This window comes from Pseudomonas sp. 910_23 (assembly GCF_052850795.1).
In genome coordinates this window covers 1-25,968 of record NZ_VXCZ01000029.1, presented here as the reverse complement: position 1 = coordinate 25,968, position 25,968 = coordinate 1, and the positions used below count along the sequence as shown (strand labels likewise).

Sequence of the window (25,968 nt, the reverse complement as noted above, 5' to 3'; positions counted from 1 at the left end):
AGCCGGGCCCTTATCGCTCGTCAGTCAGTGCTTTGGTGGGGGCAGCGTGCAGCTCTTCGTAGGTATCGTTTTCATCCTCATTGACGGTGTACCAGGCCCAATAGGTGGTACGCCGCATAAATCCTCCTGCGGTCAGTGTCTTTGTCGGGCGCCCGAGAGGGTCGTAGAACTGTTGGTCGCTGTGGCCCAGCTCGCGCATCGATCGATCATTGACGTAGGCGTGCTTGTCGGCGAAGTAGGGACGGTAGACACGAATGACCAAGCCCTTGTTGTTGTATTCGACACGCTCGCTGATGCGCCAGCGGGGGTCGGCTTGCACTTGGCGCAGCTGTTTCTTCAAGGTGGCGTTTGCATCCGGTCGTTCGTCGACCAACAGGTTGCCCTTGTCGTCGACCGCATGGGCCGGGCCTGGTTCGGTCTTCTGCTTGGTCTGCAATGAGCGGCCGAAGCCATCCCAGCAGGTCAGGGTCATGCGAACCTGTTGTTCGGCATCGCCGGGGTAGCGGTCAGCTTGCAATATGAGCCCATGTACCGGCGTACGGCTGGCCTCATCGATCAACGCCTTGAGTTGTTTTGCACTGTCACTGAGGGGCTGGCGAGCACCACTCAGCCGCGATCGCGCGCTCATGCGGATATGCCCGCTGGGGAGCAGATACCCCTTGGTAATCCACTCGGGCTTGACCAGAGCCAAGTCGATGCTGCCCATCCAACTGAAAGGCGCGTAGCAGTGCGCGCTGGCCATGTCTTGCAGCACGCTTTGCGCCTGTTCGATGGCCAATGCGGGCGTTACATTTTTGCGCGGGCGGTAGCTTTCCAGGGCGGCGAAGCCCACTCTGAGGCTTTGTTCGTGGCCGTAAAAGGTGTTGGCGAGTAACTGCCCAAAACCGTCATAAAGCGCTTCTTGAATAGTGCCATTGGGGTCGACGATTTTTATCGGCAGCAGCAATCGATAGTCGTATTCGGCCTTGGTTACACAATCGTCGGGCATTTTTACGCGCACGGTTTGCAACGTGTAGGGGTCATAGGTGAGCTTTGTTTCGCCATGGGCCTCGGTGGCCCGCAGCGCCCTTATCCGATAAAACTGGGTGGCCTTGCCATAGCGGGGAAAGTGCCGGCGAATCGACCACAGTCGGTTTTCCTTGGGCGGCACCTCGCCGTCGAATAGAAAAAACAACTCCATGGTGTGATAGCCGCTGTCGGTGAGCTTTTGCACCAGGTCCACCTTGGGTTGGTTGGGCATGGCCGGAATGTCGTTGTAGGCACTTATGGCCTGGTCATCCAGCTCGGCGATTTCCAGATAGTCAGTCAATGCCTGGACGGTGGCGACGCCAGGCTCCAGGGTTTTACCGGAGCTACCGGCCTGCCGGTAGTACTGCAGCGACAAGCCGCTCAGGGTGCGGCTGGCCCCTGCGGCCAGCGGCCCGACGCTGGTATCGATGAACACCTCATAGGCGATACGCGCAGGGTCCAGCCCGCCAGGCACCGGCGCCTTGCCGAGCACCAGGGCGTTGTCTCGTTGGCGGTAGGGCAAGGCCAGGCACCACTGCTGTGCGTCGTCCAGATGAATGGGCTGCGCCAGCGTTTCGCTCAGGTAATAGAATTGTTGCGCGTTGTCATGGGTATCTTGCCACCAGCGCTGCTGGTGCTCATCCACCAGCACGGCGGGCGGCGGGCTGTCGGTGGTGGTACGGCGGGCATAATGCAGGGTCACGCTATGCACCAGGTAACCATAGGCATCCCAGCGCAGATTGATCTGGTGCAGGCAGACGGGATCGTTTTCCACGCCTTCATATTGATAGCTGATCGACTCCAGCGCTAATGGCAGCAACCGGGGGTAGGGCGTATGAGCACTGGCCGGGGCCAGTTCACGGACCAGATACCGCTGGTGTTTGACCGAGTAGGGCACGGCGTCTTGCGCCGGGTCTGCTGCCATCACTTCGACCCGCAGCACCGCGCCACTGAGTGCACGCGCCACGTCGCGTGCCAGCGCCGGTGCGGGGTCGCTGATCAAGTCGTCATGATGATCCAGCGGTTGTGCCCCAGCTGTCCCCCTGTAGCGGCTGACCAGCGTGCGGCCGGGAGCCTTGGCGTCTGGGTCGTGAGTGCTCTGGCCGAGGCAGGGCATGTCAAGGGATCGCCCGGTATGAAACCAGGTTTTGCTGAGCACGGGAGCGCTTGACCCCGGCGCGTGAGGGGCGTCTTTGCGGCTGTCGGTGTCGGTTTGCAGCAACAGCCCAAAGCCACGAAACTTGCGGTCCACACGGTCGTAATAAGCCTGACGATAGCTCACGCGCTGGGTCAGCTGGTTGCCGGTAATTTCGTCTCGTTGGGTTTGTTGGCTGGCCAGCAGCAGCGCAAAGGGTAACTGGCTGATAGCGGGCTGGCCCTTGGCATGCAGCTCGCGTTTTTCGTCCAGCCACTCCTGGGCACTGCTGCGATATTTGATCGACGCCTGGGCGCCCATGTTGTTGTCGGTGCGTATGAGCAGCCAGGGCTTGTGGCTGAAAAAGTCGTAGCGCCAATGGATGGGGGTCTGGTGGGCGGCGGTCAGGATCAGGCTAGGGCAGCCCCGGCCGCTCACGTCGACGATGTTGACCTGGCAGTGGTCGTCATACTGCACACCCTCTGGCCATGGGACCTTGATCGCCTGCGCCTCGAAACCGTTGCCGCCTTTATTGAGGAAAATCCACAGGTGGGCGGCGCTCAGATACAGCAAGTCCGTAGCGCCACCTCCATTGAGGTCGACGAGCAGTACATTGGCCGGCTTGAACGTTTCATAACGCAGTGGCAACGTAGCCAACACAAACCCTCGGGCAAAGCGGCCTCGACCCAGGTTCGGCCAACATTTCACTTCGTCATGCCGGATACGCACCAGATGCTGTTGGCCCGTGGCGAGTACATCGCTGAACGCCACCAGCTCGTTAGGCGAGGCGGAAACGATCGGCAAGACGTCATCGAGCTTGTGAGGCACCTCAATGGCGGGTTCGAAGCCTTTTCTTCGGCGATTGGCATACAGGCGTACGCTACGGGGGCCGATCATGGCAACGTCAGGGCGTCCCGTCCCCATCAAGTCGGCGAGGATGCCCTGGGGGTGGAAGAACTCCGAGGGGAATGCATCGAACGACGTATAGGCTGACCAGTTACGCTGTTCATCCAGGCTGAAAAAGCCATTCATTCCTGGGTGGGCAACCAGCCAGTCCAAACGGCCATCGCCGTCCACATCGGCCAGCGCCTGGTGGATGGGCCGGCTGCTGTCGGCGACCGGCACCCGCGCCAACTCCTGGGCCGCGCCGTAAATCACCTCGTCGCTGGTTTTCGTGTGCTGCGGCCTGAGCGGTTCACGGTAGTACCAACTCTTGTCAGCGCGATACAACACACCCGGTATGCCTTCGCCATACAGATCGACCAGTTGATAGCGATCGCTGTCATACAGCCCGGGCAGCGAACTGAAGGGCTTATAGCCGCTCTTGTCTACCTTGAGCTGGCTCGATTGGTAAAAACACTCCAGCGGCGGGCGGCTCACACTATTGCCCGAGCTGTCGAAGGCCTGCTCATGGACCCCAATCAACAGGCTGACATGGGTGGGCGCGCGGTATTCCAGCAGCAGACGTTTGACCAGCACCGGGTCGGTGCCCATTTGCGCTTCCTTGGGGAAGTGGTGAAACATCAGAATCTGGTTGCAACAGCGCAGGGTGCGTAGCTCGAAGCCGAACGAAAAATCCGAGCAAGGATCGGGTCGTGTCGGCCACTCCCGGATTTTCTGATACGTCGGCCGCTTATCCAGCTCAAGGTCACGTTCGCCATAGTCAAAGAGCAACTGAAAGTGCCAGCCCATGCCCGGCTCATCGTCGGTCTTCCAAAGGTAGAGTTGTTCCTGCTCCTCGGCGGTGAAGTTGCCGTAGCAGACGCGCTCCAGGTAACGCTGGGCTCGACAGTCCCTCGGGTAGCGTGAGGAGTCAGTTTCTTTTTTGTAGTGATAATAAATGTGTTCGCCGTGGGTATTCAGGCTTTCCTGCAACAACCATTGCGCCACATGGTGCGGGTGGTCCGGATCGGCAATTCGGGCCAATGGGGTCTTCCCGTAAAAGTGCTGACTGCCATCGGCACTTTGTATCAACCAGAAGCCTGCAGCATCGGTTGCCGAGTGCCAGTGCTCGATACGGTCGAAATGGCTCTCAACCCGGGGAAAGTACCGGGTGGCCGTGTAGGCGATGGTCAGTGGCAAACCATTGAAGGAGGTCGCGGCGCGGCTGACGATCGCACCTTCGGCGTCGCGTTCGGGTAGCCATATTTGCGCGTCGGGGCCCACCAGTACGTCGTGCTCCGTGTAGGCCGGCACACCATGGGAGGTACGCCGGCTGACAGCCGGCAGGGGTATCCCCCAACCCAATCCGAAGGGGCCGTTGCCAGCGCCGCTGTGATAGGCCAGCGACATGGCCGGCGCGTAACCGCGCGCGGGAGAGATCGGCAAGGGAATCTCAAAGGTGGCCATACCGCTGGCGCCGACATCGCCCCAGCCTTTGCCGGTGCCTTGAATGGCACCGCCGCCTTTGGGCAGGGCCGGGGTATTGACTTGGAGGTTGGGCGTATCGTCGTTCATACCTTACCCCCGCTGGCAACTGGCACCCTGGCGGTGTAACGCAGGTGAATGACGATATCGTTGATTGATTGGAGTACGGCTTCTTGCCGGCTGTGATTGGGGAATTCCAGGGTCCAGTTGGAGATGGCCCCGGTGTATTCGAAGGGCAAGTAGCGATCGTGGCTCTCGAAGTTGAGGGTGAACAGGCCGTTGTCATCCAGGCCGGTGGACAGTGCGATTTGCTGATGGGCACGCATGTCGCGGCGCCGCTCGCCTGCGGGCAATACGATTTCGTTATGGGTTTGGGTCAGTATCGCCTTGATGTCCTCATAGGGGCCTAGCGTCGCGGGTAACGACACGCTGATGCCTTTTATTCGCCGCAGGATGTGGTGGGGGTAATCCTCTTCAAACAGAGCCTCGGGCAACTTGAAGCACAGCGTGCCGTTATCGACCAGTTGTCGTTTATGCTCGGCCCATGTGTTTTGTGTACTCGATGATTGAGTGCCGGTTGTGTCTGTTGTAGGTGTGGAGACTTTGCAATCGATCATGCGATGACGCAGGGAGATGGTCTTGACGATCTCCAGGTCCCGCACGTTCTGGTCCACATAGGCCGCATTCATCTTCAACAGCGACAGCTTCAGGGCCTCACCCGCCAGGTAGCCGCGGTAGTTGTTGTTCCAGGCACCGGGCTGGATAAACGTGCTCGCATAGTCTGCGACTTCGTACTGCCAGCACGCTTGCGCGGTGCGGCACAGGGAAAGGCTAAGGTCATAGACTTGGTAGTAGAACTTGCTCAGTTGTACATTGAGCCAGTCATACAGTTGTGCCCTGGTAAAGCGCTTGGCCAGCAATTGATAGTTCGACCAGGCCTGGGCCAGGGAGGTCTCGGCCAGGCGTAATTGCAGGCGCGTGGCTTTTTCCTGCTCGGCATAGGCTTGTAACTGGGCATCGACCTGTGCCAATTCGAGTCGGGCCTGATCCTGGGCATGCGCCCACTCTTGCTCCCGACGGTTGAATTGCTCGGAACGGTCCAGGTCTGCGGCAGTGCCCCGCAACACTGTCGCGACGCCTTGAGCCAAGGCTTGGGCTGCATAAAACGGGCCCTCCCAGCGCGACCCGCCGGTACTCGTACCGAAGATGTTCGGCGCGATCATCGCGATGCCGGCCGCTGCGGCGGCGGCGGAACCTGCGGCCTCGAATCCGCTACTGATCAGGTAGAGTTGGCCTGCGTGTGCTTCTGCGGGGCTGATGCCTTCGGTGAGCAGGCGTTCGTAGTGGCGCATCCGGGATTCGATCATGCTACGACTGGCGCCGAGTGCCTGGCGGTTTTTCTCGTCGAGCAACAATGCCTGGTGTTGTTGGGTGACGACGATATTGGCCAAGTCCCAGGCTTGTTGTTGCTGCAACTCCAGGTATTCAGCCTGTTCCTTGCGCTCAATCAGGCTCAGCACCGTGTTGCCGAATTGAATCACCGCCTCGGTTGCCGTGAGCGCGTGGCCCAGCATGATCTGGAAGCGATAATGGCCGACTTGCGCGTCAATGAACGGCGCCGCGCCTCCTTCGCCGAAGGCACCGCTGCTGCGGCTGGCCAACAGTTTCAGAGGTGAGAGCGGGGTTGCGTACAGCGACAGGCGCAAGGGTTTGCCAGTGATATCGAGATTGTAGCGCAGGTTATGCAGGCGACTTTCGAGCTTGTCCCAGCGCGCCACCAGATCGGTATTGAAGGGTAGGCACAGATTATCGGTGTCCGTGAGCGAAGCCAGTGCGGTGCTTTCGGTCGCAGGGTTGACATTGATTGGTGGGTTTTCTTGCTCCAGTTCTACCAGGGCTTTAGAGCGGCTCGTCGTCAAACTTTCGAGGGTGATTTCATCCCACGGTTCAGTGGTGGTGACGCGGGGGCGTGGCCCGAGAAAGTGATTGGCTCGCGTGTACCAGAGTTTGGCCTGGGTCAGGCTGTCGGGGGTGAGTTGCCGATAGGCTGCATCGCCACGATTGAGCAGTATGTCGAGATAAAGCAGGTAGATTGCTTTGCGAAAATGCACCGGTGAGCGAATCGCCAGTTTATGTGGGTCGTGAGTGACTGAACCGGGGAGCGGACCCGTACGAACGAGCTCGTTGAACCCCCAAAATGCAGGGCGCTCGCTGGCCGTATCGGCCAATCGCCCTGGGTCGAAGATGTGTTTGAGCCAGGCTTGGGCTTCGACATACTGCTGCTCCTGATTCAGGCGGTGGGCAACCAGCCAGGGCACGTACAGGAACAGCTCCCAGAAGTACTTGCCGTGAGCCCCGTTAAAGTCAATGTCCTCTGCTGCGCCACCTGGCGTGAGTGGAGGTTCTTGCCACGTTTTCGGTGTTAACGAAAACAAATGCTCAAGGCTGACATTGGCCGCCTTGACCAGATTGCCGGCAAAACAGGTATTCATGCGCAGGCGGGGGGGCGTGTCGGCAGGCGGGGTTGAGGTGCTCGTTGGGAAATCAATAAATTCGGCGGTGCCGAGTTTTTCCGACGTCTGTCTTTTGATCGTCGGCGCCAGTTGTTGATTGAGCGTTGTGTCAGAGGTGGAAGGGGCCAGCTTCAAGGTGGTCGCTTTCAGGGTATAGCCGAGAATTGTCGAGCCGTCTTCTTTGGCAGGCTCAAGCGTCACCACCCCGTGTATCAGGGTAATGCCCGACGTTATTTCCTCCGTGGTCACTGGAATCCGCGCCGTGACCCGATGGCCGCTGGGTAATTCGGGTTTTGATCCGGTGAGGCTTTCGTGGACAGTGTCCTGATAGTTGATGATTTGATGCGAGTTGGCATTGATTTTTTCGGTGAATGGATAGTCTGTAAAATTGGCTCTCATAATGATGTGCTTATAGGCACGTAAATTAGATGTGCGCACGTTGGGCCTTTTGATGGTCAACGTATTTTGTGCGTGCAGCGACGTCTTTTTGTTTGCGTCTGGGTATTTGCTGTAGCGGTCAAGGGCGACCTGGATGGAGTTTTTTGTACTTGTGTATAAACTGATGAACGCATTCTTGTCGATATAATGATCTTCGAGTGAGACGGTGTTCCCGTCTTTGGACTTAGCGTTAATGAGTAACCCGTTTTTGATATGTACAGCGTTGGGGAACTCGTCATGCGTGGCCGTGTTTTTAAAATAAATAGCGTAAAAATCAGTTTTTAACGCGTCTGTTGGGCCGGTAATTTTAGACTCGCTGGTCAGTTTGAGCTGAGTGGCTTTCGGATCATCCAGTGCGTCGTCTACTATCAGTATGATGCTAATGTCCTTAGGGGCTTCTTTTGTTAATGTGACGCTGTACGATTGCCGGAAATTTTGATTGAGGGTGGAAGTAAATACGAGTTCATTGGTGTTTGAATCAAAAGAGACGTCACTTGTTTCTGGGTTTTTTATTTTTTCTCGATTTTTTCCAAAGTTCCAATGGTTGTTGTCTTCGGTAATCGTTTCTTCCCTGGGGGAAATCGAGTGCTTGTTTGGGGGGGTCACCTTGAACTGCAAGTTACCTTGGTTTTTATGAGCAAAGAACGTGAGGTATTGCCGGGCGGTGTCAGGCAGCAACTCACTGTAGTACCCACTCACGCTTTGATCTTTGCCTTGAACGACAGTCTGCACTTTTGTCTTCTGCGATGGATCGAAGTGTTCCAGGAGTCGGTTTATCTCTTCGTCCACCTGTGAGCCGGGCAGCACGCTGTAGCGCTCGGGGCTGCCACCATCGGCGATGGTGGTGATGTTGAAGGACTGGTCGACGTGGACAGCCTGGAAAAATTTGCCAATAAAGTTCTCCTGCTGTTTGGGGTCTTTACGGCTGGTGGCCAGCACACTTAAAAACAGTACCGGGGGGCCGTTACTGTCGACGATAGCTACCGTCTGCGTAATGGTTTTCAGAAAGGCAGAGGTCAATGCATTGACGTCTTCGGTAGCGCAGTGCTCCTCGATGCAGGCTTTGGGTGCGCTCCAACTACCATCGTGCTTTTTATAAGAAAAATTGAGGCGAAACTTGACGTAGCGGCTGTTGATCCATTCGGTCAGCTGTTTTTTTTCCTCTGAATCCGTTTGCGCCGTTGGGACGGAACTGGTGGGGGCGGGTTTGATGCATTCGGCCCAGATGAAAAATAACCGGTTATTGAAGTACACCGGCCGGATACTTTGCTCGGCGGTGGCATCGGAGACCGACAAGTTGATTCTCTCCCAGTCTGACCAGGCGTCCTGAAAAAGTACCGAGCCTGCGCGCTTGGACAGATCGAGGGAGCGCCAGTAATAGGTGTTTTCGGAACTCGATTTACCGACGAAGTAATAGGTGCCGCTATGCAGCTTGCTCAAGTCGGCGTCGATATAACCGTTGATCGTGCGTATGTTGGCGGTTTCCTCGAACCTGGCCAGGTAATTGTGAACCGCCGTGGTGACGGTATCCGCTTGAATTCGATACTGGCTCAGGTCGTTTTCCAACTGTTCAAAACTGTCGGTCTTGTCACGCCGTAATGTCGGGTCCAAGTAGTTGGCGGGGTGATAGTGCAACTGCTGGTTGGCATTCCAGAGAGCGTAGGTGTGCAACTGTTCGCGCCATAACGTGTCCTGTTGCGCGGTCATGCCCTGCTTTTCATAGCCCGGTTCCAGGCCGAGTTGGATGCGCGTGATGTACTGCTGCAGGCTGGAGATGGCACAGGCTACCGGGCTGGTCGGTACGGCTTGGCTGACTTGTACGTCGAGCAGCCAGTATTCGTAAAGATCGTCGGCATGGGTGATCTTTTCCTTTAAATCGGTAGGTACCTTGTAGGTCAGGTAGTACGCGAGCATGGCGTCGCGCAGGCTTTCATTGAGCTGTTGATTAAGCGAGTGAGACATGATCAATCCTTGAGCAGGTCGAATGTGAGTAGGGTGTGAATGGGTTATGAATACGCACTTGTGATCGCCTCGCCGACGCTCTTCCAGTCAGCAAATGTAGAGTCGGCTTTCAGTTCGCTGGCTTTGATCAGCATGTTGGCAGGCAGGCCTGTGTCGATGCTGGCTTGGCGGCAGCGCAGCACCCAGTCCAGGCGCATCATTGAGGTAATGCGTGGAGGTCTCAGTTTGTCGCAGAAAACGTCGATTTCACTGGCATTCCAACCTAAAAGTTGAGCGAGACGCTCGTTCGTTTCTTCACTGGTGTTTTGCGTAGCGTCGTTGGGCAAGGTATTGGCGTGTTCGAAGTAGTCGAGCAGTTGCTCTTCCGTCAGGCCGCAGTGGTGTATGCAATGTTTGAACTGCTGCATGAGGTAGAGGTTGTACGGGGTGAGTTCAAGTAATGAAGACATCTTGTACTTGCTCGCGAGCCAGTGCGGATTGATCAGGAACTGGTGAAGTGCTTGTGGGCTGAGGGGCAGTTGCAGAATATCGGCGGCGTGAGGTAACCGCAGTATCAGATAACTGAGCGTTTGCAGCGGCGAAGCAGCGGGGGCATATAAACGCAGGAAATGGTGGTCATTGTCGTATTTTTGATAGCCGTTGGCATTGCTTGGCTCATGGAGGACGGCTTGGGTGATTTCTTTAAGGCGTAGATATAAAGCCCACAACTCATCACGCACCTTGCTCAGCAGTGTGTTGAGGGTAGGTTTCGCTTGGTTGATCAAATGTGTCGTACGTACAGGCATAGTGCTGATTTCAACGGAGGAGAGCACTTGATCGAGCGCCATCTCGATGCTGTTATTGGGACGCATCCGTTGCAGCGCCGCATAGGCCAAGGATTCCCAGTCAATGGCGGGTAAACGAACTGTTTCGTCATCGGGTTGCTGAGGGAGATCAAGCCGGTGCAACGCTTCGGAAAGAGACGCTTGGTCATAGCTGGCGAACTCCTTCAATAGCTGATTGATGATCGGGTCCTGGACCTGGCGATCCAGCAATAGCTGGCGTCTGAGCAGCGCCAGGCTGCTGCCGTTTTCTTTAAACCAACGGCTGGCCCACTCCAGGTGCATGAGCATGTCGAGGAAGTCAGTCGTGCCCTTCGGTTTGTTGCGTAACGTTGGGTTGCGCAGCTGCATGAGAAAGTTCGCATTCCCGAGCATTTGCACCAACTGTCGGCATTCCACGACCGATAACCCGAACAGGCGAGCGACTCTCGCTTGCCGATAGATCTCGCTGACCGTCTCGATCGTACGGGTTGCAGGTTTGTTGGGGTTGATCAGTAGTTGAAGCGAATCCTGGGTGTCTTGCAGGCCCAACCCCGCGCAGAGCTGTTGCCGGGTGGTACCGTCGAACGTAGCGCTGTCCAGATACAGGGGAGGCAGGGCGGAACCCGTGCGATTGAACACCTGGTCGAACAATGACACGCGGTCGCCTGAGGCATGGACGGGTAACTGATGAAGCAGGGCGGCAAATTCTTCGGCTTGCAACGTGTAGCGTTTGCTCAAATAGCAAAAGACCCCCAGCGACCGGAGGGTGTTATGGGTGATCAGCAGCGTGCTGTTGCGATGGCCTTCACAGCGCATGGCGCTGACTATCAGGGTGTCCAATTGCGCGAAAGGCAGGCCGAGCCAGCGCTGTAGACGAATCATGCGTTGCAGCCTGTCGAAGCGCTCAAGGCTAACGTGGGTCAGCTTGGCGTTGTCCAGGCTGATAGCGGGTGTGGTCGTGCCGTTGATATAGCACGCACCGTAGGTGAGGCCGGGGTTTTGCTTGCAGTTAGGCGATTGGCGTGGTGACTGAGTCTGTTGTGCAAGCAGCGCCTGAAGTTGGTCGGCATCCAGTTGTGTATGGTTCAGAAAGTCAGTGAGTTTCTCTGGTCCTGTCTGATCTATCGTCCAGTTGTAAAACTGGAGATGGAACTTTTTCACCTTTTCCTCTTTTTCCACCTCTGTTTCGGTAACCCATTTAGCTTTCAGCATTGTCTGTTGTTGAGGGCTCAACCCCGATAACTGACACTGGACTTCGTTGTTCTGTTCGCCGACCTGCCCGTAAGTGCTGGTTTCTCCCGCCAGAGGCAATTGGCGACTGATGCGATAGTTCAACTCACCCAACGCCGGCTTGTCGCCTGACAGGCCCTGTTGGCATTGCTGATGGTGCAAATGATAGGGCAGAGAAAACGGATACCAGGTTTCACTCAGCACCTTATAGGTATCTTCTTCTTTGGCCGGCGCGATATTTTTGAGCAAGATCTGGTTGACGATCGACAACATGGGAACCTGGCCCGAAACGCTATGTTGGTTGATCACCTGGTCTTTGAGTTCCGGGCGTCGCTGCGACAGCTTGAGCGCGTTTGCGTCCTTGGTGTTTTCTTCCAGCTGCTGGGCGAACAAATAGAGCGCCCGCAGGTAGGCAGTCGGTGAGTCAACCGCTGCAATCGACGAACTGGAGCAGAACTGGTCCCACTTTTCCTTGAACAAGGCCTGGTAGGTTGCGCTGGTCTCGGGGGGGAGACTGCGTTTATTGCGCGGTGAAGAAGGGGGGGGCGAGACTTGCTGTTCGCGAAATAGCGTTTCCAGTTGCGCGGCGGCGCTCTGGGCCTTGAGGTACACCGTGTGTGCATCGTCATCGTTGTACGTTGCCAGTTGCTCGGCAAAGGCTCTTTCGGACAATCGTACGATGTCCAATACCGAGGTGAGGTTGAGGCGCTGCAGGGCGGTCTTGAAATCGTCCCGACCGGGGGCGGGAGGACGTGAGTGATCAATCAGCTTGGCGAGCAAGGGGCTGCTGTCGGTTTGCATATTCATACGTTCCTTCACGCCCGCCGAGGGTGCCGGCGGGCAATGAAAAACGCTATCACGCAGGTTAACGGGGCCAGGTATAGGTATTTACAGGCGTCGTCGGCGCACGCCGGTTGAGGTGCCTATACACCGATACCACCTCTGTGCAAGACATGAGCCCTAGGCTTTTCTGACCATTGTGCAACTCAGGCCATGTGATCATGTCTGCTTCACTTCATCGAAATACGCCCTCGCTTGTAGCATTCGACCCCCGTGGGTTGACGGTCCGCAGTGTCGCTTATCTGCGCGCTACCCCCCAGGCTGCGCCGAAGGCCCGTGTCAGGCGTCAAGTCTATGGGGCCAGCGGCCTGATGCTTGAGCAGTGGGACTCTCGCCTGCATACCCTTAAATCACGTGAACCATTGATCGAGGCGAATCAGGTGTCGGTGTACAGCCTGTCCGGGACGCTGATCCGCCACCACGATGTGGACGCCGGCATGCGGCTGATGCTGGCAGCGCCATCCGGGCAACTGTTGCAGGTCTGGGATGGTAGGGGGGCCTATCAGCGCCACGACTACGATGACTTGCAACGTCCGGTGGCGGTGTTCGAACAGGCTGCCGACGAAGAGCGACCTCGGTGTGTCGAACGCCTGGTATATGCCACCCCAACGTCTGAGCACCGCGCGCTTAACCGCGGTGGTCGTCTGGTGTGCCATGCCGACCCGGCTGGCACCCAGGTGTTCGAAGCGTATGGGATGAGCGGGCAAGTGCTTCGGCAGACGCGGCGATTTCGCGAGGCGCCGGGCGATGTTGACTGGCCGCTTGCTCAGGCCGATCAGGACGCGCAGTTGGACGGCGAGCGTTACACCACACGCTGGATATTTGATGCCCTCGGCGGCACGTTGGAACAGGTCGACGCCAAGGGTAATGGTCGGCAGTTTGCCTATGGGTTGGACGGACAGACGAAACATATTCACCTCGCCTTGAAAAGTGGCGCACGCAAAACCGTGATAGATCGCTACGTCTATAATGCCGCCGGTCAGGTGGAGGCGGCCCGGTTGGGCAATGGCGTGAGCAGTCTGGCCGCCTATCGGCCCGAGGATGGCCGTATGAACCGGTTGATGGCGTACCGCCAGAATGAGCCGGCGGCGCCATTACAGGATTTGCGCTACGACTATGATCCCGTGGGAAATGTTTCGAAGCTGCGGGATCAGGCGCAACCGGCCCAATGGAGCCACAACACGCAAGTGAATGCCGCCTATTGCTATCAATACGACTCGCTGTACCAACTGACCCAGGCGACAGGCCGGGAAAGTACCGTCGCCGCCATCACCCCAGCACTGCCTGCGCGTATTTCGTTCGGTTCGACCGATGCCGGTTTATGTCGCAACTACACCCAGCATTATGCTTATGACGAGGGGGGCAACCTGACCCGGTTGCGGCATGTGCCGTCCAGTGGCGTCGGTTACACGCGAGACATGCAGGTCGCCAGTGGCAGTAACCGCGCGTTGTCTAGCGAGCATCCGGTTGGCGCGTTGGCGCAGGGTTTTGACGCCAATGGCAATCAGCAACGGCTGGGGCGTGGTGTAGCGATGGCGTGGAATGTGCGTAATCAGTTGTCCAGGGTCACGTCAGTTGTGCGCGACGGAGCTGACTCGGATGAGGAAGCTTATGTGTATGCAGGCGACGGCCAGCGTGTGCTCAAGCTCACTCACCAGCAGGTTGCCGGCAGTCGACAAACGGCGCGTGTCTATTACCTGCCAGGCCTGGAAATTCGCCAGTGGCCATTGCGTCGATTGAATGTGTTGCGCCTTGACGTAGCGCGCTGCGCGGTGGAGGTCTTGCAATGGGAGCTGGGACTTGATGAGGGGGCTGACGATGAAGCCCTGCGTTTCTGCCTGACCGATCAGCAGTCGAGCCATGGGTTGGAGTTGGGCGAAGAGGCCGAGTTATTGAGTCAGGAGAGTTATTTCCCGTATGGGGGGACAGCGTGGTGGGCATCGCGCAACGCGGTGGAGGGCAGTTACAAAACCCGTCGATATTCAGGCAAGGAGCGTGACGGCAGCGGTTTGTATTACTACGGTTTCCGCTATTACGCCCCATGGTTGCAGCGCTGGATAAGCCCCGACCCCGTTGGGGGAGGGACGCAGCTGAATCCTTATCTCATGGCGTTCAACAACCCGGTCACGTTCGTTGATTCAATGGGGTTGCAGCCTACCGACATGGAAAATCCTCAGATACAGGACGAGATCATACTCATCCTGGTTCTGGCCTTGCTGGGCCTGGGGGCGGGAGCGTTGCTGGGCGATGCGAGGGTGGGAGCTGCCGTGGGGGGGCTGGTGGGAGGCCTGCTGGTTGGTACCGCCCGCTTCATTACCTATCAAAGCATGCAGCCGCAGGCCCTGGCCAGCGCAGCGCAACAACAGGAAGAAAATTTCGCCAGGGCCGTTTCGGAGACGGCGATTGCTGCGGCGGAGGATGCGGGGCTGAGTCACGAAGAAACGGAGCGGCTGGTGAATTTTGCCTACGCGCGCCGTCATGCTGAAAAAGGCATTACCCTTATGGTCCATCGGCGTCAGGGGACCCTCCGTGGCTACGTGGGGCCTGTGGACGAGGCGGAAGACCTCGAACGCGTACTGGGGGGGAATCGTAACCCGATGCCGGAGTTGAAACGCATGGGCTATGGCGTGATAGTGCTGCGAAGTCCAGCACGTGAGTCCGCTGCCGCGAGCGGTCAGCAGGCGGGGCCAAGCGCGTTCGAGGTTGGGGTGACGACACCGGTGGCTGGTTCAAGTCGCGCACGCGGTGGTCGGCAAGCACAGGCGCAGGTGCCGTTGGTGGCGCCGGCGGCAGCGAGAGCCGCTACCCCGCAGATGGAGTTCGATACCGCGAGGCTTGTAGATACCCAACTATCGGGCCGCGAGCGCCGCAGTATTGCCCTTACCCTCAGCCACTTGCGTGAAGGGCGTTTTGGCGCGGTTCATTGGCATGCTCACAGAGACCAACTATGGTCCGCTGATTTGCACGGCTACGCCGCTGCTCGTGGACGCGGTGCCTATCGTTTGATGTTCAGCCATCTCGGCGGCCAGCGGTACCGAGTGGAAGGGGTACGTAACCCACATCGCTGAGGACATATCAGAGGCTGCGTGCCGATGCGATGGCGCCGCACTTTTGTTAGAATGCGCGCCGCGTCGCCTGACCGACGCCTTTTTGCATCCGGTTCACCCCTTACGAGGGTAGCCACCTGGAGAGAACACCCATGACTCAACCGATTGTTGTGGCGGCACTGTATAAGTTCGTCACCCTCGAAGATTACGTCGCCCTGCGCGAGCCACTGCTGCAGGCGATGGTCGACAACGGCATCAAAGGCACCTTGCTGATCGCCGAAGAAGGCATCAACGGCACCGTTTCCGGCAGCCGCGAAGGTATCGATGGCCTGATGGCCTGGCTGAAAAAAGACCCGCGCATGGTCGACATTGACCACAAGGAATCCTACTGCGACGATCAGCCGTTCTACCGAACCAAGGTCAAACTCAAGAAAGAGATCGTGACCCTGGGCGTCGAAGGGGTTGATCCGAACAAAAAGGTCGGCACCTACGTCAACCCGCAAGACTGGAACGCACTGATCAGCGATCCTGAAGTGCTGTTGATCGACACCCGTAACGATTATGAGGTGTCAATCGGTACCTTTGAGGGCGCAATCGACCCAAAGACCACCAGTTTTCGCGAATTTCCCGACTATATCAAAGCCAACTTCGACCCGGCCAAGCACAAGAAAGTCGCCATGTTCTGCACCGGCGGCATTCGTTGCGAGAAGGCGTCGAGCTATATGCTCAGCGAAGGCTTTGATGAGGTTTATCACCTCAAGGGCGGGATCCTGAAGTACCTCGAAGAGGTGCCCCAGGAGGAAACCAAATGGCAGGGCGACTGCTTTGTGTTCGACAATCGCGTGACCGTGCGCCACGACTTGAGCGAAGGCGACTACGATCAATGTCATGCCTGCCGCACACCAGTGAGCGTAGAAGATCGCGCCTCTGAGCATTATGTGGCTGGCATCAGTTGCCCCCATTGCTGGGATAAGCTGCCGGAGAAGACCCGTCGCAGCGCGATCGACCGGCAGAAGCAGATCGAGCTGGCCAAGGCCCGCAACATGCCGCACCCGATTGGTTTCAACTACAAGCAAACTCCTTCCGAGGCCTGAGCCATGTCTGCGCGCCTGCTCTATGTAATGGATCCGATGTGTTCCTGGTGCTGGGGCTTCGCCCCGGTCGCGCAGGCGCTGGTTGAGCAGGCCCAGGCGGCCGGCGTGGACGTGCACCTGGTGGTGGGCGGCTTGCGTACCGGTAGCGGTGCAGCGCTGGAGCCGACCACCCGGCGCTACATTCTTGAGCACTGGCAAGCGGTGACCGAGGCCACCGGCCAGCCATTCAAGCGTGAGGGCGCATTGCCTGACGGGTTTGTCTACGACACCGAGCCTGCCTGCCGTGCCATCGTCACCGCGCGCAGCCTGGCGCCGGATTGCGCCTGGAAGCTGCTGGGGCTGATCCAGCGCGCGTTCTATGTCGAGGGACAGGACGTGACCCTCGCCCATGTGCTGGTGGACCTGGCCGAGCAGGCCGGTATTCCGCGTATCGAGTTTGCAGGCGAGTTCGACCGCGCCGAGCAGCATGCCGCCACGGCCGCCGATTTCACCTGGGTGCAGGATCTGGGGATCGCCGGTTTCCCGACGTTGCTCGCAGAGCGCAATGGCCAGTTGGCCTTGCTGACCAATGGTTACCAGCCGCTGTCCGAGCTGTCGCCGTTATTGGGTCGATGGCTGGAGCGAGCTGCCTGTGTATGAGCAACCTCAACGCACTGACCGCCTGACCTGGGCAGAGATTCGCCGTCTGGCGCTGCGCCACAAGAAAGCCCTGTGGATCGCCAATGGCGTGGCCGTGCTGGCGACGCTGTGCAGTGTGCCGATCCCCCTGCTGTTGCCATTGCTGGTGGACGAAGTGCTGCTGGGCCACGGCGATGCCGCGCTCAAGGTGATGAACCACGCGTTGCCCCTGGGTTGGCAGAAAGCCGCCGGCTACATCGGCCTGATGCTATTGGTAACGCTGGCCCTGCGCTGTGGTGCGTTGGTGTTCAACGTGGTGCAGGCGCGGCTGTTTGCGCGTTTGGCCAAGGACATCGTCTATCGCATCCGCGTGCGGCTGATCGAACGCCTCAAGCGGATCTCCCTGGGTGAGTACGAAAGCCTGGGTAGTGGTACGGTCACTACCCACCTGGTCACCGACCTGGACACCCTGGACAAATTCGTCGGCGAAACCCTCAGCCGTTTCCTGGTGGCGATGCTCACCCTGGTCGGTACGTCGGCAATCCTGGTGTGGATGCATTGGCAGCTGGCGCTATTGATCCTGTTGTTCAACCCGCTGGTGATCTACGCCACCGTGCAATTGGGCAAGCGCGTCAAGCATCTGAAGAAGTTGGAGAACGACAGCACCTCGCGCTTTACCCAGGCATTGACCGAAACCCTCGATGCCATCCAGGAAGTGCGCGCCGGCAATCGCCAGGGCTTTTTCCTTGGGCGCCTGGGCCAGCGTGCCCTGGAAGTGCGCGACTATGCGATTCATTCCCAATGGAAAACCGATGCTTCCAGCCGCGCCAGTGGGTTGCTGTTCCAGTTCGGTATCGACATTTTCCGTGCGGCAGCCATGCTTACGGTGCTGTTCTCCGACCTGTCCATCGGCCAGATGCTCGCCGTGTTCAGCTACTTGTGGTTCATGATCGGCCCGGTGGAACAACTGCTGAACCTGCAATATGCCTACTACGCCGCGGGCGGCGCGCTGACGCGGATCAACGAGCTGTTGGCACGCGCCGATGAGCCGCAGTACGCCGGTGGTGCCGACCCGTTTACCGGGCATGAGACTGTCGGTATCGAGGTGCGTGGTCTGGAGTTTGGCTACGGTGAGGACCTGGTGCTCGACCAATTGAACCTGGCGATCGCGCCGGGGGAGAAGGTGGCGATTGTCGGCGCCAGCGGTGGCGGCAAAAGTACCCTGGTGCAGTTGCTGCTGGGGCTCTACACACCACAGGCCGGCAGCATTCGTTTTGGGGGGGCCACCCAGCAGGAGATCGGCCTGGAAACCATTCGTGAAAACGTCGCCGTAGTCCTGCAACACCCGGCGCTGTTCAACGACACCGTGCGCGCCAATTTGACCATGGGCCGCACTCGCTCCGATCAAGCCTGCTGGCAGGCGCTGGAAATCGCCCAGCTGGATGCTACTGTCAGGGCGCTGCCCATGGGCCTGGACAGTGTGGTGGGGCGCTCGGGTGTGCGCTTCTCCGGTGGTCAACGGCAGCGCCTGGCCATCGCCCGCATGGTGCTCGCCGAGCCTAAAGTGGTGATTCTGGACGAAGCCACCTCGGCACTGGATGCGGCGACCGAGTACAACCTGCACCAGGCATTGGCGCGGTTTCTCAGCGGGCGTACTACACTGATCATCGCCCACCGGCTGTCCGCGGTGAAACAGGCTGACCGAGTACTGGTGTTCGATGGCGGGCACATCGCCGAGGATGGTGACCATCAGCAATTGATTGCCGACGGCGGGCTCTACGCCAAACTTTACGGACACCTGCAACAAGTGCGTTGATTTAGCTTAGGCTGTGCTATCGGAAGCGGATTTTCGCGTGCGTATCAAGCTGTGCATGTGTAAGGGACTTCATGAAGCAAAAGCGGACTCTCGGAACGCCACGGTTGTTGGGTATCGTCTGGCCCTTTATTGCCGTTGTCTTGTTCCAGGCATTGTTAGGCTGTGGCAGTCTCTACGTGCTCTCTGCGGTGCGTGGCTATGTGGCTGGCGAAAGCTTGTGGTCCAAGGGCCAGAAGGATGCCATCTATTACCTGACGCTGTATGCCGATAGCCGCGACGACGCCACCTATCTCAAATACCAGCATGCCATTGCCGTACCTCAAGGCGGGCATGAGCTGCGTGTGGCTCTGGATCGGGCCACGCCAAACCTGGCTGCCGCGCGCCTGGGCATCCTCAAGGGTGGCAATCACCCGGACGACGTCCCCAGCCTGATCTGGCTGTACCTCAACTTCCGCCATTTCAGCTACCTGGAAAAAGCCATTGAGCTGTGGACGGTGGGCGATGGCTACCTTGAGCAACTGGATGAACTGGCCCAGCAGATGCACAGCGCCATCAGCACCGATCAGGTCACCGAGCAGGATGTGCGCGCCTGGAAAGCGCGCATCATTGCCATCAACGAGGGTGTAACGCCGGCCGCCAAGGCGTTCAGTGATGCGCTGGGCGAAGGTTCGCGAATGATCCTGCGTCTGTTGTTGATCACCAACCTGGCCACCGCCCTGGGGCTGATCGTCCTGGCGCTGTTGCGTACCCACAAGTTGCTGGCCCAGCGCCACGCCTTCGCTGACGCGCTGCAGGCGGAGAAGGAGCGGGCGCAGATCACGTTGGAGTCGATTGGTGACGGGGTGATCACCACCGACGTCGACGGCGCCATTGCCTATATGAACCCCGCGGCCGAAGCGCTGACCCACTGGAAGTCGGAGCAGGCCCAGGGCTTGCCGTTGGCGGCGTTATTCAAGTTGCTGGATGAAAACGCCGAGCCCGACGGCTTTACCTTGATTGAACACATCATCAAGGGCCAACTCAGTGGCGGCAGCGAGCATTCCAAGCTGATCCAGCGCCTGGACGGCAGCACCGTCTCGGTCACGCTGGTGGGCGCGCCGATCCGCAGTGGCGGCAAGGTCAGCGGTGCGGTGCTGGTGCTGCACGACATGACCCAGGAGCGCCAGTATATCGCCAACCTTTCGTGGCAGGCGACCCATGATGCCTTGACTGGCCTGGCCAACCGCCGCGAATTCGAGTTCCGTCTTGAGCAGGTACTGCAACAGGTGGCACGCCAGCAAAATGGGCGACATGCCTTGATGTTTCTCGATCTCGACCAGTTCAAGCTGGTCAACGACACCTGCGGCCATGCGGCAGGCGACGAACTCCTGCGCCACATCTGCGCGCTGTTGCAATCTGACTTGCGCGAGGGAGATACGTTGGCACGCCTGGGGGGGGACGAGTTCGGCATTCTGCTGGAGAACTGCCCGGCGCCGGTGGCGGAAAAGATCGCCGAGAGCTTGCGCCATACGGTGCAAAGCCTGCATTTTGTGTGGAAAGGCCGACCGTTCATGACCACCGTCAGCATCGGCCTGGTGCATATCTCGCAAACCCCAACCACCCTGGAAACCTCCCTGCGGGCGGCCGACATGGCCTGCTACATGGCCAAGGAAAAAGGGCGCAACCGCATACAGGTCTATCACGCCGATGATTCCGAGTTGTCGCTGCGCTTTGGCGAAATGGCCTGGGTGCAGCGCCTGCACATTGCCCTTGAAGAGGATCGGTTTTGCCTCTACGCGCAGGAAATCTCGCCGTTGGGCCACACCGAAGCCGGCAATGGGCACATCGAAATTCTTCTACGCCTGCATGACGAAGCCGGGCGCATCATTTTGCCCGACAGTTTTATCCCGGCAGCCGAACGATACGGTTTGATGACGTCGCTGGATCGTTGGGTGGTTGAAAACGTATTCAAGATCATTGCTCGATGCATGACTGAACGTCCGGGCCGTCCTATGGCCATGTGTGCGATTAATCTGTCAGGAATAACTATCGGTGATGACGATTTTCTAGGTTTTTTACGTGAGAAATTCGGTGCTTACAGCATTCCACCAGAAATGATTTGTTTTGAAATAACTGAAACCAGCGCTATAGCCAATTTGGGTAGTGCCATTCGATTTATTAATGAACTCAAAGCGTTAGGTTGCCATTTCTCACTCGACGACTTTTGCGCCGGAATGTCCTCATTCGCATATTTGAAACATTTACCTGTAGACTTCCTGAAGATCGATGGAAGTTTCGTAAAGGATATGCTGGACGACCCGATTAACCGCGCCATGGTCGAAGTGATCAACCACATCGGCCACGTCATGGGTAAGCGCACAATTGCCGAATTTGTTGAAACACCCCAGATCGAACAAGCGTTGCTTGAGATCGGTGTGGATTACGCTCAGGGCTACCTGATTGAACGCCCGCAATTGTTTACCTTTGATAGCTTGCAGTGTCGACCCGTGCGGCCTCAGCCCCTGGTGTTCAAGGCGCCCGGCACATTCCGCTGAAACATTTGCTGGTCTGTAAAATCACACTTAAAAAGGAGCCCTACAGTGATCGACACATTCAACAGAACCGGGCCGCTTATGGAAGCCTCGAGTTACCCAGCCTGGGCGCAGCAATTGATCCAGGCCTGTAGCGAGAGCAAGCGTCGGGTTGTCGAGCACGAACTGTATCAGCGTATGCGCGACAACGCCCTCAGCGCCAAGACCATGCGCCACTACCTCATTGGTGGTTGGCCGGTGGTGGAACAGTTTGCTTTGTACATGGCGCAAAACCTGACCAAGACCAAGTTCGCCCGCCACCCGGGTGAGGATATGGCGCGACGTTGGCTGATGCGCAACATTCGCGTGGAACTCAACCATGCTGATTATTGGGTGAATTGGGCGCGTGCCCATGGTGTCAGCCTTGAAGAGCTGCAAGCCCAGGACGTGCCGCCGGAACTGCATGCACTGAGCCATTGGTGCTGGCACACCAGCTCGGCGGATTCGTTGATCGTCGCGATTGCCGCCACCAACTATGCGATCGAGGGGGCGACTGGGGAGTGGTCTGCCGTGGTCTGCTCTACCGGTGTGTATGCCGACGCCTTCCCCGAGGAAGATCGCAAGCGGGCGATGAAGTGGCTGAAGATGCACGCCCAGTACGACGACGCCCACCCGTGGGAAGCCCTGGAAATCATCTGCACCCTGGCCGGGAACAACCCTGGCAAGGCCCTGCAGGAAGAGTTGCGCCAGGCAGTATGCAAAAGCTACGACTACATGTACCTGTTCCTGGAAAGCTGCATGCGCCTGGAGAACGTAGAGAAAGACAAAGAGAAGGCGCCAGCCATTCGCGAGCGCCCGGTGCGCGTTGCCAGCGAGGCGTGATGTAACTGTTCTGATGGTAACTTGTGGCGAGGGAGCTTGCTCCCTCGCCACAGTTGGAATTACCCCGCCATAGCCAAGCGGTTGCGGCCTTCGCGCTTGGCCACGTACAGCGCGTTGTCTGCCCGGCGCAGCAGGCTTTCAGCCGATTCGGCCGCCAGCAGCGTCGAGCAACCCAGGCTCACCGTCAATTCGACCCGCGTGCCTTCCACCCAATAGTCCTGGGCTTGTGCCGCCTGGCGCAAACGCTCACCGACCATCTTCGCTGCATCGCGTCCGGTGTTGGACAGCAGGATCAGAAACTCTTCCCCGCCAAACCGAAATACCATGTCGACGTTACGCAACTGGTGTTTGATCGCCCCCGCCACGGTGCGCAGCACGCTATCGCCGGCGGCGTGACCATGGGTGTCATTGATTCTCTTGAAGTGGTCGATGTCCAGCATCAGCACGGACAAGGGGTGCAGATGCCGCCTGGCCATGTCGATTTCCCGTTGCAGCGTCTGATCCATGGCCACGCGGTTACCGGTTTCGGTCAGCGAATCGCGCAGGGCGCTGCGGGTGGCTGCACGGTAGAGCAGGGCGTTACGCATCGGATACAGCAACGTCACCAGCAGGGATTCGAGCTGGCTCAGTTCCTCGTCGATCAACCGTTGGTTGCGGCGAAACACCAGCTCCCCAAGGTGCTCGCCTTCGTGGCTCAAGGTGTAGCTCACCGAATGGTGGCCACGATGACCGAACTCGAGGCGCAGGTCGCTGGCGGCATGGCGATACTGCAACGCGTCCAGCGGCACCAGGCGTTGTATTTCGCGAAAGAACAGGCCGAGGATGCGCTCCGGCTCCAGGCTGGTTTGCAACTGTTGGCTCAGTTGCTGGCAAAGTTCGCTCAGGGTTGCGGGGCGGCGTGGACGCAGGGAAGGTTGACCAAATCCCAGGCGCTGCAATTTGGCAGTGTCGAAGTCAATCGCGTTGGTCTGGGTGGGTGTTTTCATAAGCGGGTGGCCTCTAAGCACTTGGCTGTCTTACAGGCGAGATGAGGGCGGCAAGTGCCAGGCGTCTTACTGTTCCTTCAGTTCCGTAAAACATGGGAGCAGTTTAAACCGCTTTGCATTGAGTTATAACCCCGGGGCACGTGCCGCACGTCTTGTCATCACTTAACCTGCTTGGCAAGTGTTACAGCGAGATTCGTGCCAAAGCCGTTTTGTTTTAAAAAGTTCTTATAAATCAAAAGACTGTAATTAAAGCAAAAATTATCTTTTAATTAATGGCGCCAGTTATTTGGCTGGTAGGGGCTGGCATTGCGGCCGACCCGTTCAACTTTAATGTCACGGTGGTTCGCGTTGTTTGTCGCGAACAAACAACGTCTCAAATAAACCTCACATAAATGACACCGCCTTCATCACGGCTGGACCAGCGTCGTGCGGTCGATCTGCGCGATGGAAGTGACGCCGGTCAGCGTCATGGCCACGCGCATTTCCTTGGCGAAGATATCCAGCACGTTCTCTACCCCACGTTGGCCTTCGGCGGCCAGCGCATAGGTGGTCGCGCGCCCCAGCAGGCACGCCTTGGCACCCAGGGCGAGCATACGCACCACGTCGAGCCCGGAACGAATGCCGGAGTCCACCAGCACGGTCAAGTCATCGCCCACCGCGTCGGCAATCGGCGGCAACGCCTTGGCGGTGGACAGCACGCCGTCGAGTTGGCGGCCGCCATGGTTGGACACCACGATACCGTCGGCACCGAAACTCACCGCATCCCTGGCATCCTGGGGGTCGAGGATGCCCTTGATGATCATCGGGCCTTTCCAGAATTCGCGGATCCACTCCAGGTCTTTCCAACTGATCGACGGGTCGAAGTTGTTGGCAAGCCAGCCAATGTAGTCCTCCAGATGGGTGGGTTTGCCCAGGTACTTGGAGATATTGCCCAAGTCGTGGGGGCGGCCCATCAGGCCCACATCGAATGCCCATTGCGGCTTGGTGACCGCCTGCAACATGCGCCGCTGCGCCGCGTACGGCCCGGACATGCCCGAGTGCGCATCGCGGTAGCGTGCGCCGGGTGTGGGCATATCCACCGTGAACACCAGCGTGGTCACGCCGGCCGCCTGCGCTCGCTCCAGCGCATTGCGCATAAAGCCGCGATCCTTGAGCACATAGAGCTGGAACCAGATCGACTGCGGGCTCTGCGAGGCCACTTCCTCAATTGAACACACCGACACCGTCGACAGGCAGAAGGGGATGTTTTTGTTGGCAGCTGCCTTGGCCGCTTGCACTTCACCGCGCCGCGCATACATGCCGGTCAGGCCGACCGGGCTAAGAATGACCGGCATCGCCAGTTCCGTGCCGAACAAGTGGGTGCTCAGGCTCAGGCTGTCGACATTGCGCAGGATGCGTTGGCGCAGGCTGATCTCGGCCAGGTCTGAACTGTTGGCGCGCAACGTGTGCTCGGCGTAGGCGCCGCCGTCGATGTAGTCGAACAGAAAGCGCGGCAACTTGCGCTTGGCCGCAGCGCGGTAGTCGGAAGCGGACGAGATGATCATCGACGGTGTCTCCACAGGGCAAAGTGCTACACGATAAGCAAAGTTGTGACATGATAAAAACAACTTTTATCACTGATATCCAGTCGCAAAAGGAATACTGATGAACCTGCGAACATTGCGTGCGTTTGTCGAAGTGGTGCGCCAGGGCGGGTTCTCCCAGGCGGCCGAGGTGGTAGCGTTGACTCAGTCTACCGTCAGCAAGGCGATCAAGACGTTGGAAGACGAGCTGGGTACGCCGTTGCTCAACCGCCTCGGCCACAAGAACGAGCTGACCGCCGCCGGTGAAATCGCCTACCGCCGCGCCTTGGTGATACTCGCCGAACGCAACGACCTGATGGCTGAAATCAACGACCTGCGCGGTCTTACACGCGGCGTACTACGCATTGGCCTGCCGCCGGTGGGGTGCGGGGTGCTGTTTGCCGCCATGTTCGCCACGTACCGCAGCCGTTACCCGGACATCGACATTGAACTGACCGAGTACGGCAGTAAAAAACTGCGTGAGTGCCTGGAAGCCGGGGAGGTCGATCTGGCCGCACTGCTGTTGCCGGTGGACGAAGGCTTTGACTACCAACCGGTACGCAACGAACCCCTGATCGCAGTACTGCCCATCAGCCATCCACTGGCCCGACGCAAGCGCATCGACTTCACCGACCTGGCGGACTCGCCGTTCATCCTGTTCGAAGCCGGTTTCGCCCTCAACGCCAAGATTCTCAGCGCGTGTGAGCGCAAAGGTGTGACCCCGAAAGTCACCGCCCGTAGCGGGCAGATCGACTTTATCGTCGACCTGGTCACCGCCGGCCTGGGCGTTGCCTTCCTGCCGCGAATGCTGGCGCACAAGCACCAACACGCCGGCATCGCCTTGATCCCCCTAGACGAACCCCACACCGACTGGCACATCGCCCTGGCCTGGCGCGCCAGCGCCCACCTGCCACCGGCGGCACGGGCCTGGCTGGATCTGGCGGCGGAACCGGCGTTTTCAAGCGGTCATGGCGGTAATTGAAGCGAATGTAACGAAAAGCTTGACTTCTTCTTTTTAATCAGTAACATACGGCGCATTCCGCGATAGCTCAGTTGGTAGAGCAAATGACTGTTAATCATTGGGTCCCTGGTTCGAGTCCAGGTCGTGGAGCCAGATAGAGAAAAGCCTGTAGAGATACAGGCTTTTTTTTGCTTGG

At 58.3% G+C, this 25,968-nt stretch carries 12 protein-coding genes and 1 tRNA gene; 8 read left to right on the top strand and 5 right to left on the bottom strand.

The annotated features are described in order from the left end of the window. Positions 1-10: 10 nt before the first annotated feature. The 3 genes from FW800_RS25955 to FW800_RS25945 are packed head-to-tail and all read right to left on the bottom strand — an operon-like array spanning position 11 to position 12,257. On the bottom strand, positions 11-4,600 hold the full coding sequence (locus FW800_RS25955; protein ID WP_446438779.1) for a SpvB/TcaC N-terminal domain-containing protein: 4,590 nt from the start codon (positions 4,598-4,600) through the stop codon (positions 11-13). Next, positions 4,597-9,423, bottom strand: a complete 4,827-nt coding sequence (locus FW800_RS25950) for a Tc toxin subunit A-related protein (protein WP_446438778.1) — start codon at positions 9,421-9,423, stop codon at positions 4,597-4,599. Before FW800_RS25950 ends, FW800_RS25955 begins: the two co-directional genes overlap by 4 nt. Before the next feature lie 44 nt (positions 9,424-9,467). Continuing rightward, positions 9,468-12,257, bottom strand: coding sequence for a Tc toxin subunit A (locus tag FW800_RS25945; protein ID WP_446438777.1), 2,790 nt, complete (start codon positions 12,255-12,257; stop codon positions 9,468-9,470). Between the two features lie 200 nt (positions 12,258-12,457). Between FW800_RS25945 and FW800_RS25940 the strand changes: the two genes are divergently transcribed. The 6 genes from FW800_RS25940 (at position 12,458) to FW800_RS25915 (ending at position 22,263) form a co-directional block, all read left to right on the top strand. Further along, positions 12,458-15,364 (top strand): RHS repeat-associated core domain-containing protein, encoded by a 2,907-nt coding sequence (locus tag FW800_RS25940; RefSeq protein WP_446438776.1) that lies wholly within the window; start codon positions 12,458-12,460, stop codon positions 15,362-15,364. Between the two features lie 131 nt (positions 15,365-15,495). Further along, entirely contained in the window at positions 15,496-16,437 is a 942-nt protein-coding gene (trhO, locus tag FW800_RS25935; protein ID WP_005789885.1) for an oxygen-dependent tRNA uridine(34) hydroxylase TrhO, read from the top strand. A 3-nt stretch (positions 16,438-16,440) separates the two neighbouring features. Beyond that, positions 16,441-17,076 (top strand): DsbA family protein, encoded by a 636-nt coding sequence (locus FW800_RS25930; protein ID WP_078821909.1) that lies wholly within the window; start codon positions 16,441-16,443, stop codon positions 17,074-17,076. After that, entirely contained in the window at positions 17,069-18,871 is a 1,803-nt protein-coding gene (locus tag FW800_RS25925; RefSeq protein WP_446438775.1) for an ABC transporter ATP-binding protein, read from the top strand. Before FW800_RS25930 ends, FW800_RS25925 begins: the two co-directional genes overlap by 8 nt. A gap of 71 nt (positions 18,872-18,942) precedes the next feature. Continuing rightward, positions 18,943-21,405 (top strand): EAL domain-containing protein, encoded by a 2,463-nt coding sequence (locus FW800_RS25920; RefSeq protein WP_446438774.1) that lies wholly within the window; start codon positions 18,943-18,945, stop codon positions 21,403-21,405. Between the two features lie 78 nt (positions 21,406-21,483). Continuing rightward, positions 21,484-22,263: a TenA family transcriptional regulator gene (locus FW800_RS25915; RefSeq protein WP_282442878.1), complete on the top strand. Its 780-nt coding sequence runs from the start codon at positions 21,484-21,486 to the stop codon at positions 22,261-22,263. A gap of 59 nt (positions 22,264-22,322) precedes the next feature. On the opposite strand, the gene FW800_RS25910 is transcribed toward FW800_RS25915, so the two are convergent. Further along, entirely contained in the window at positions 22,323-23,249 is a 927-nt protein-coding gene (locus tag FW800_RS25910; RefSeq protein WP_005789880.1) for a GGDEF domain-containing protein, read from the bottom strand. Between the two features lie 407 nt (positions 23,250-23,656). Then, the gene (gene lldD, locus FW800_RS25905; protein ID WP_194438814.1) at positions 23,657-24,793 is read right to left on the bottom strand and encodes an FMN-dependent L-lactate dehydrogenase LldD; all 1,137 of its coding nucleotides are present in this window, start codon (positions 24,791-24,793) and stop codon (positions 23,657-23,659) included. Positions 24,794-24,893: 100 nt separating this feature from the next. On the opposite strand from lldD, the gene FW800_RS25900 reads away from it, so the two are divergent. Together FW800_RS25900 and FW800_RS25895 are read left to right on the top strand one after the other, a co-directional pair. Then, complete coding sequence (locus tag FW800_RS25900; protein ID WP_078821905.1) at positions 24,894-25,793, top strand: LysR family transcriptional regulator; 900 nt, start codon at positions 24,894-24,896, stop codon at positions 25,791-25,793. 56 nt (positions 25,794-25,849) lie between these two features. After that, positions 25,850-25,925 (top strand) — tRNA-Asn (locus FW800_RS25895). Positions 25,926-25,968 lie beyond the last annotated feature (43 nt).

Excerpts from the sequence above, each read along its gene's own strand:
- FW800_RS25945 (WP_446438777.1), bottom strand. The coding sequence starts at position 12,257 with ATGCAAACCGACAGCAGCCCCTTGCTCGCCAAGCTGATTGATCACTCA.
- FW800_RS25920 (WP_446438774.1), top strand. The coding sequence starts at position 18,943 with ATGAAGCAAAAGCGGACTCTCGGAACGCCACGGTTGTTGGGTATCGTC.
- FW800_RS25950 (WP_446438778.1), bottom strand. The coding sequence starts at position 9,423 with ATGTCTCACTCGCTTAATCAACAGCTCAATGAAAGCCTGCGCGACGCC.
- FW800_RS25940 (WP_446438776.1), top strand. The coding sequence starts at position 12,458 with ATGTCTGCTTCACTTCATCGAAATACGCCCTCGCTTGTAGCATTCGAC.
- trhO (WP_005789885.1), top strand. The coding sequence starts at position 15,496 with ATGACTCAACCGATTGTTGTGGCGGCACTGTATAAGTTCGTCACCCTC.
- FW800_RS25930 (WP_078821909.1), top strand. The coding sequence starts at position 16,441 with ATGTCTGCGCGCCTGCTCTATGTAATGGATCCGATGTGTTCCTGGTGC.
- FW800_RS25915 (WP_282442878.1), top strand. The coding sequence starts at position 21,484 with ATGGAAGCCTCGAGTTACCCAGCCTGGGCGCAGCAATTGATCCAGGCC.
- FW800_RS25910 (WP_005789880.1), bottom strand. The coding sequence starts at position 23,249 with ATGAAAACACCCACCCAGACCAACGCGATTGACTTCGACACTGCCAAA.
- FW800_RS25955 (WP_446438779.1), bottom strand. The coding sequence starts at position 4,600 with ATGAACGACGATACGCCCAACCTCCAAGTCAATACCCCGGCCCTGCCC.
- FW800_RS25900 (WP_078821905.1), top strand. The coding sequence starts at position 24,894 with ATGAACCTGCGAACATTGCGTGCGTTTGTCGAAGTGGTGCGCCAGGGC.
- lldD (WP_194438814.1), bottom strand. The coding sequence starts at position 24,793 with ATGATCATCTCGTCCGCTTCCGACTACCGCGCTGCGGCCAAGCGCAAG.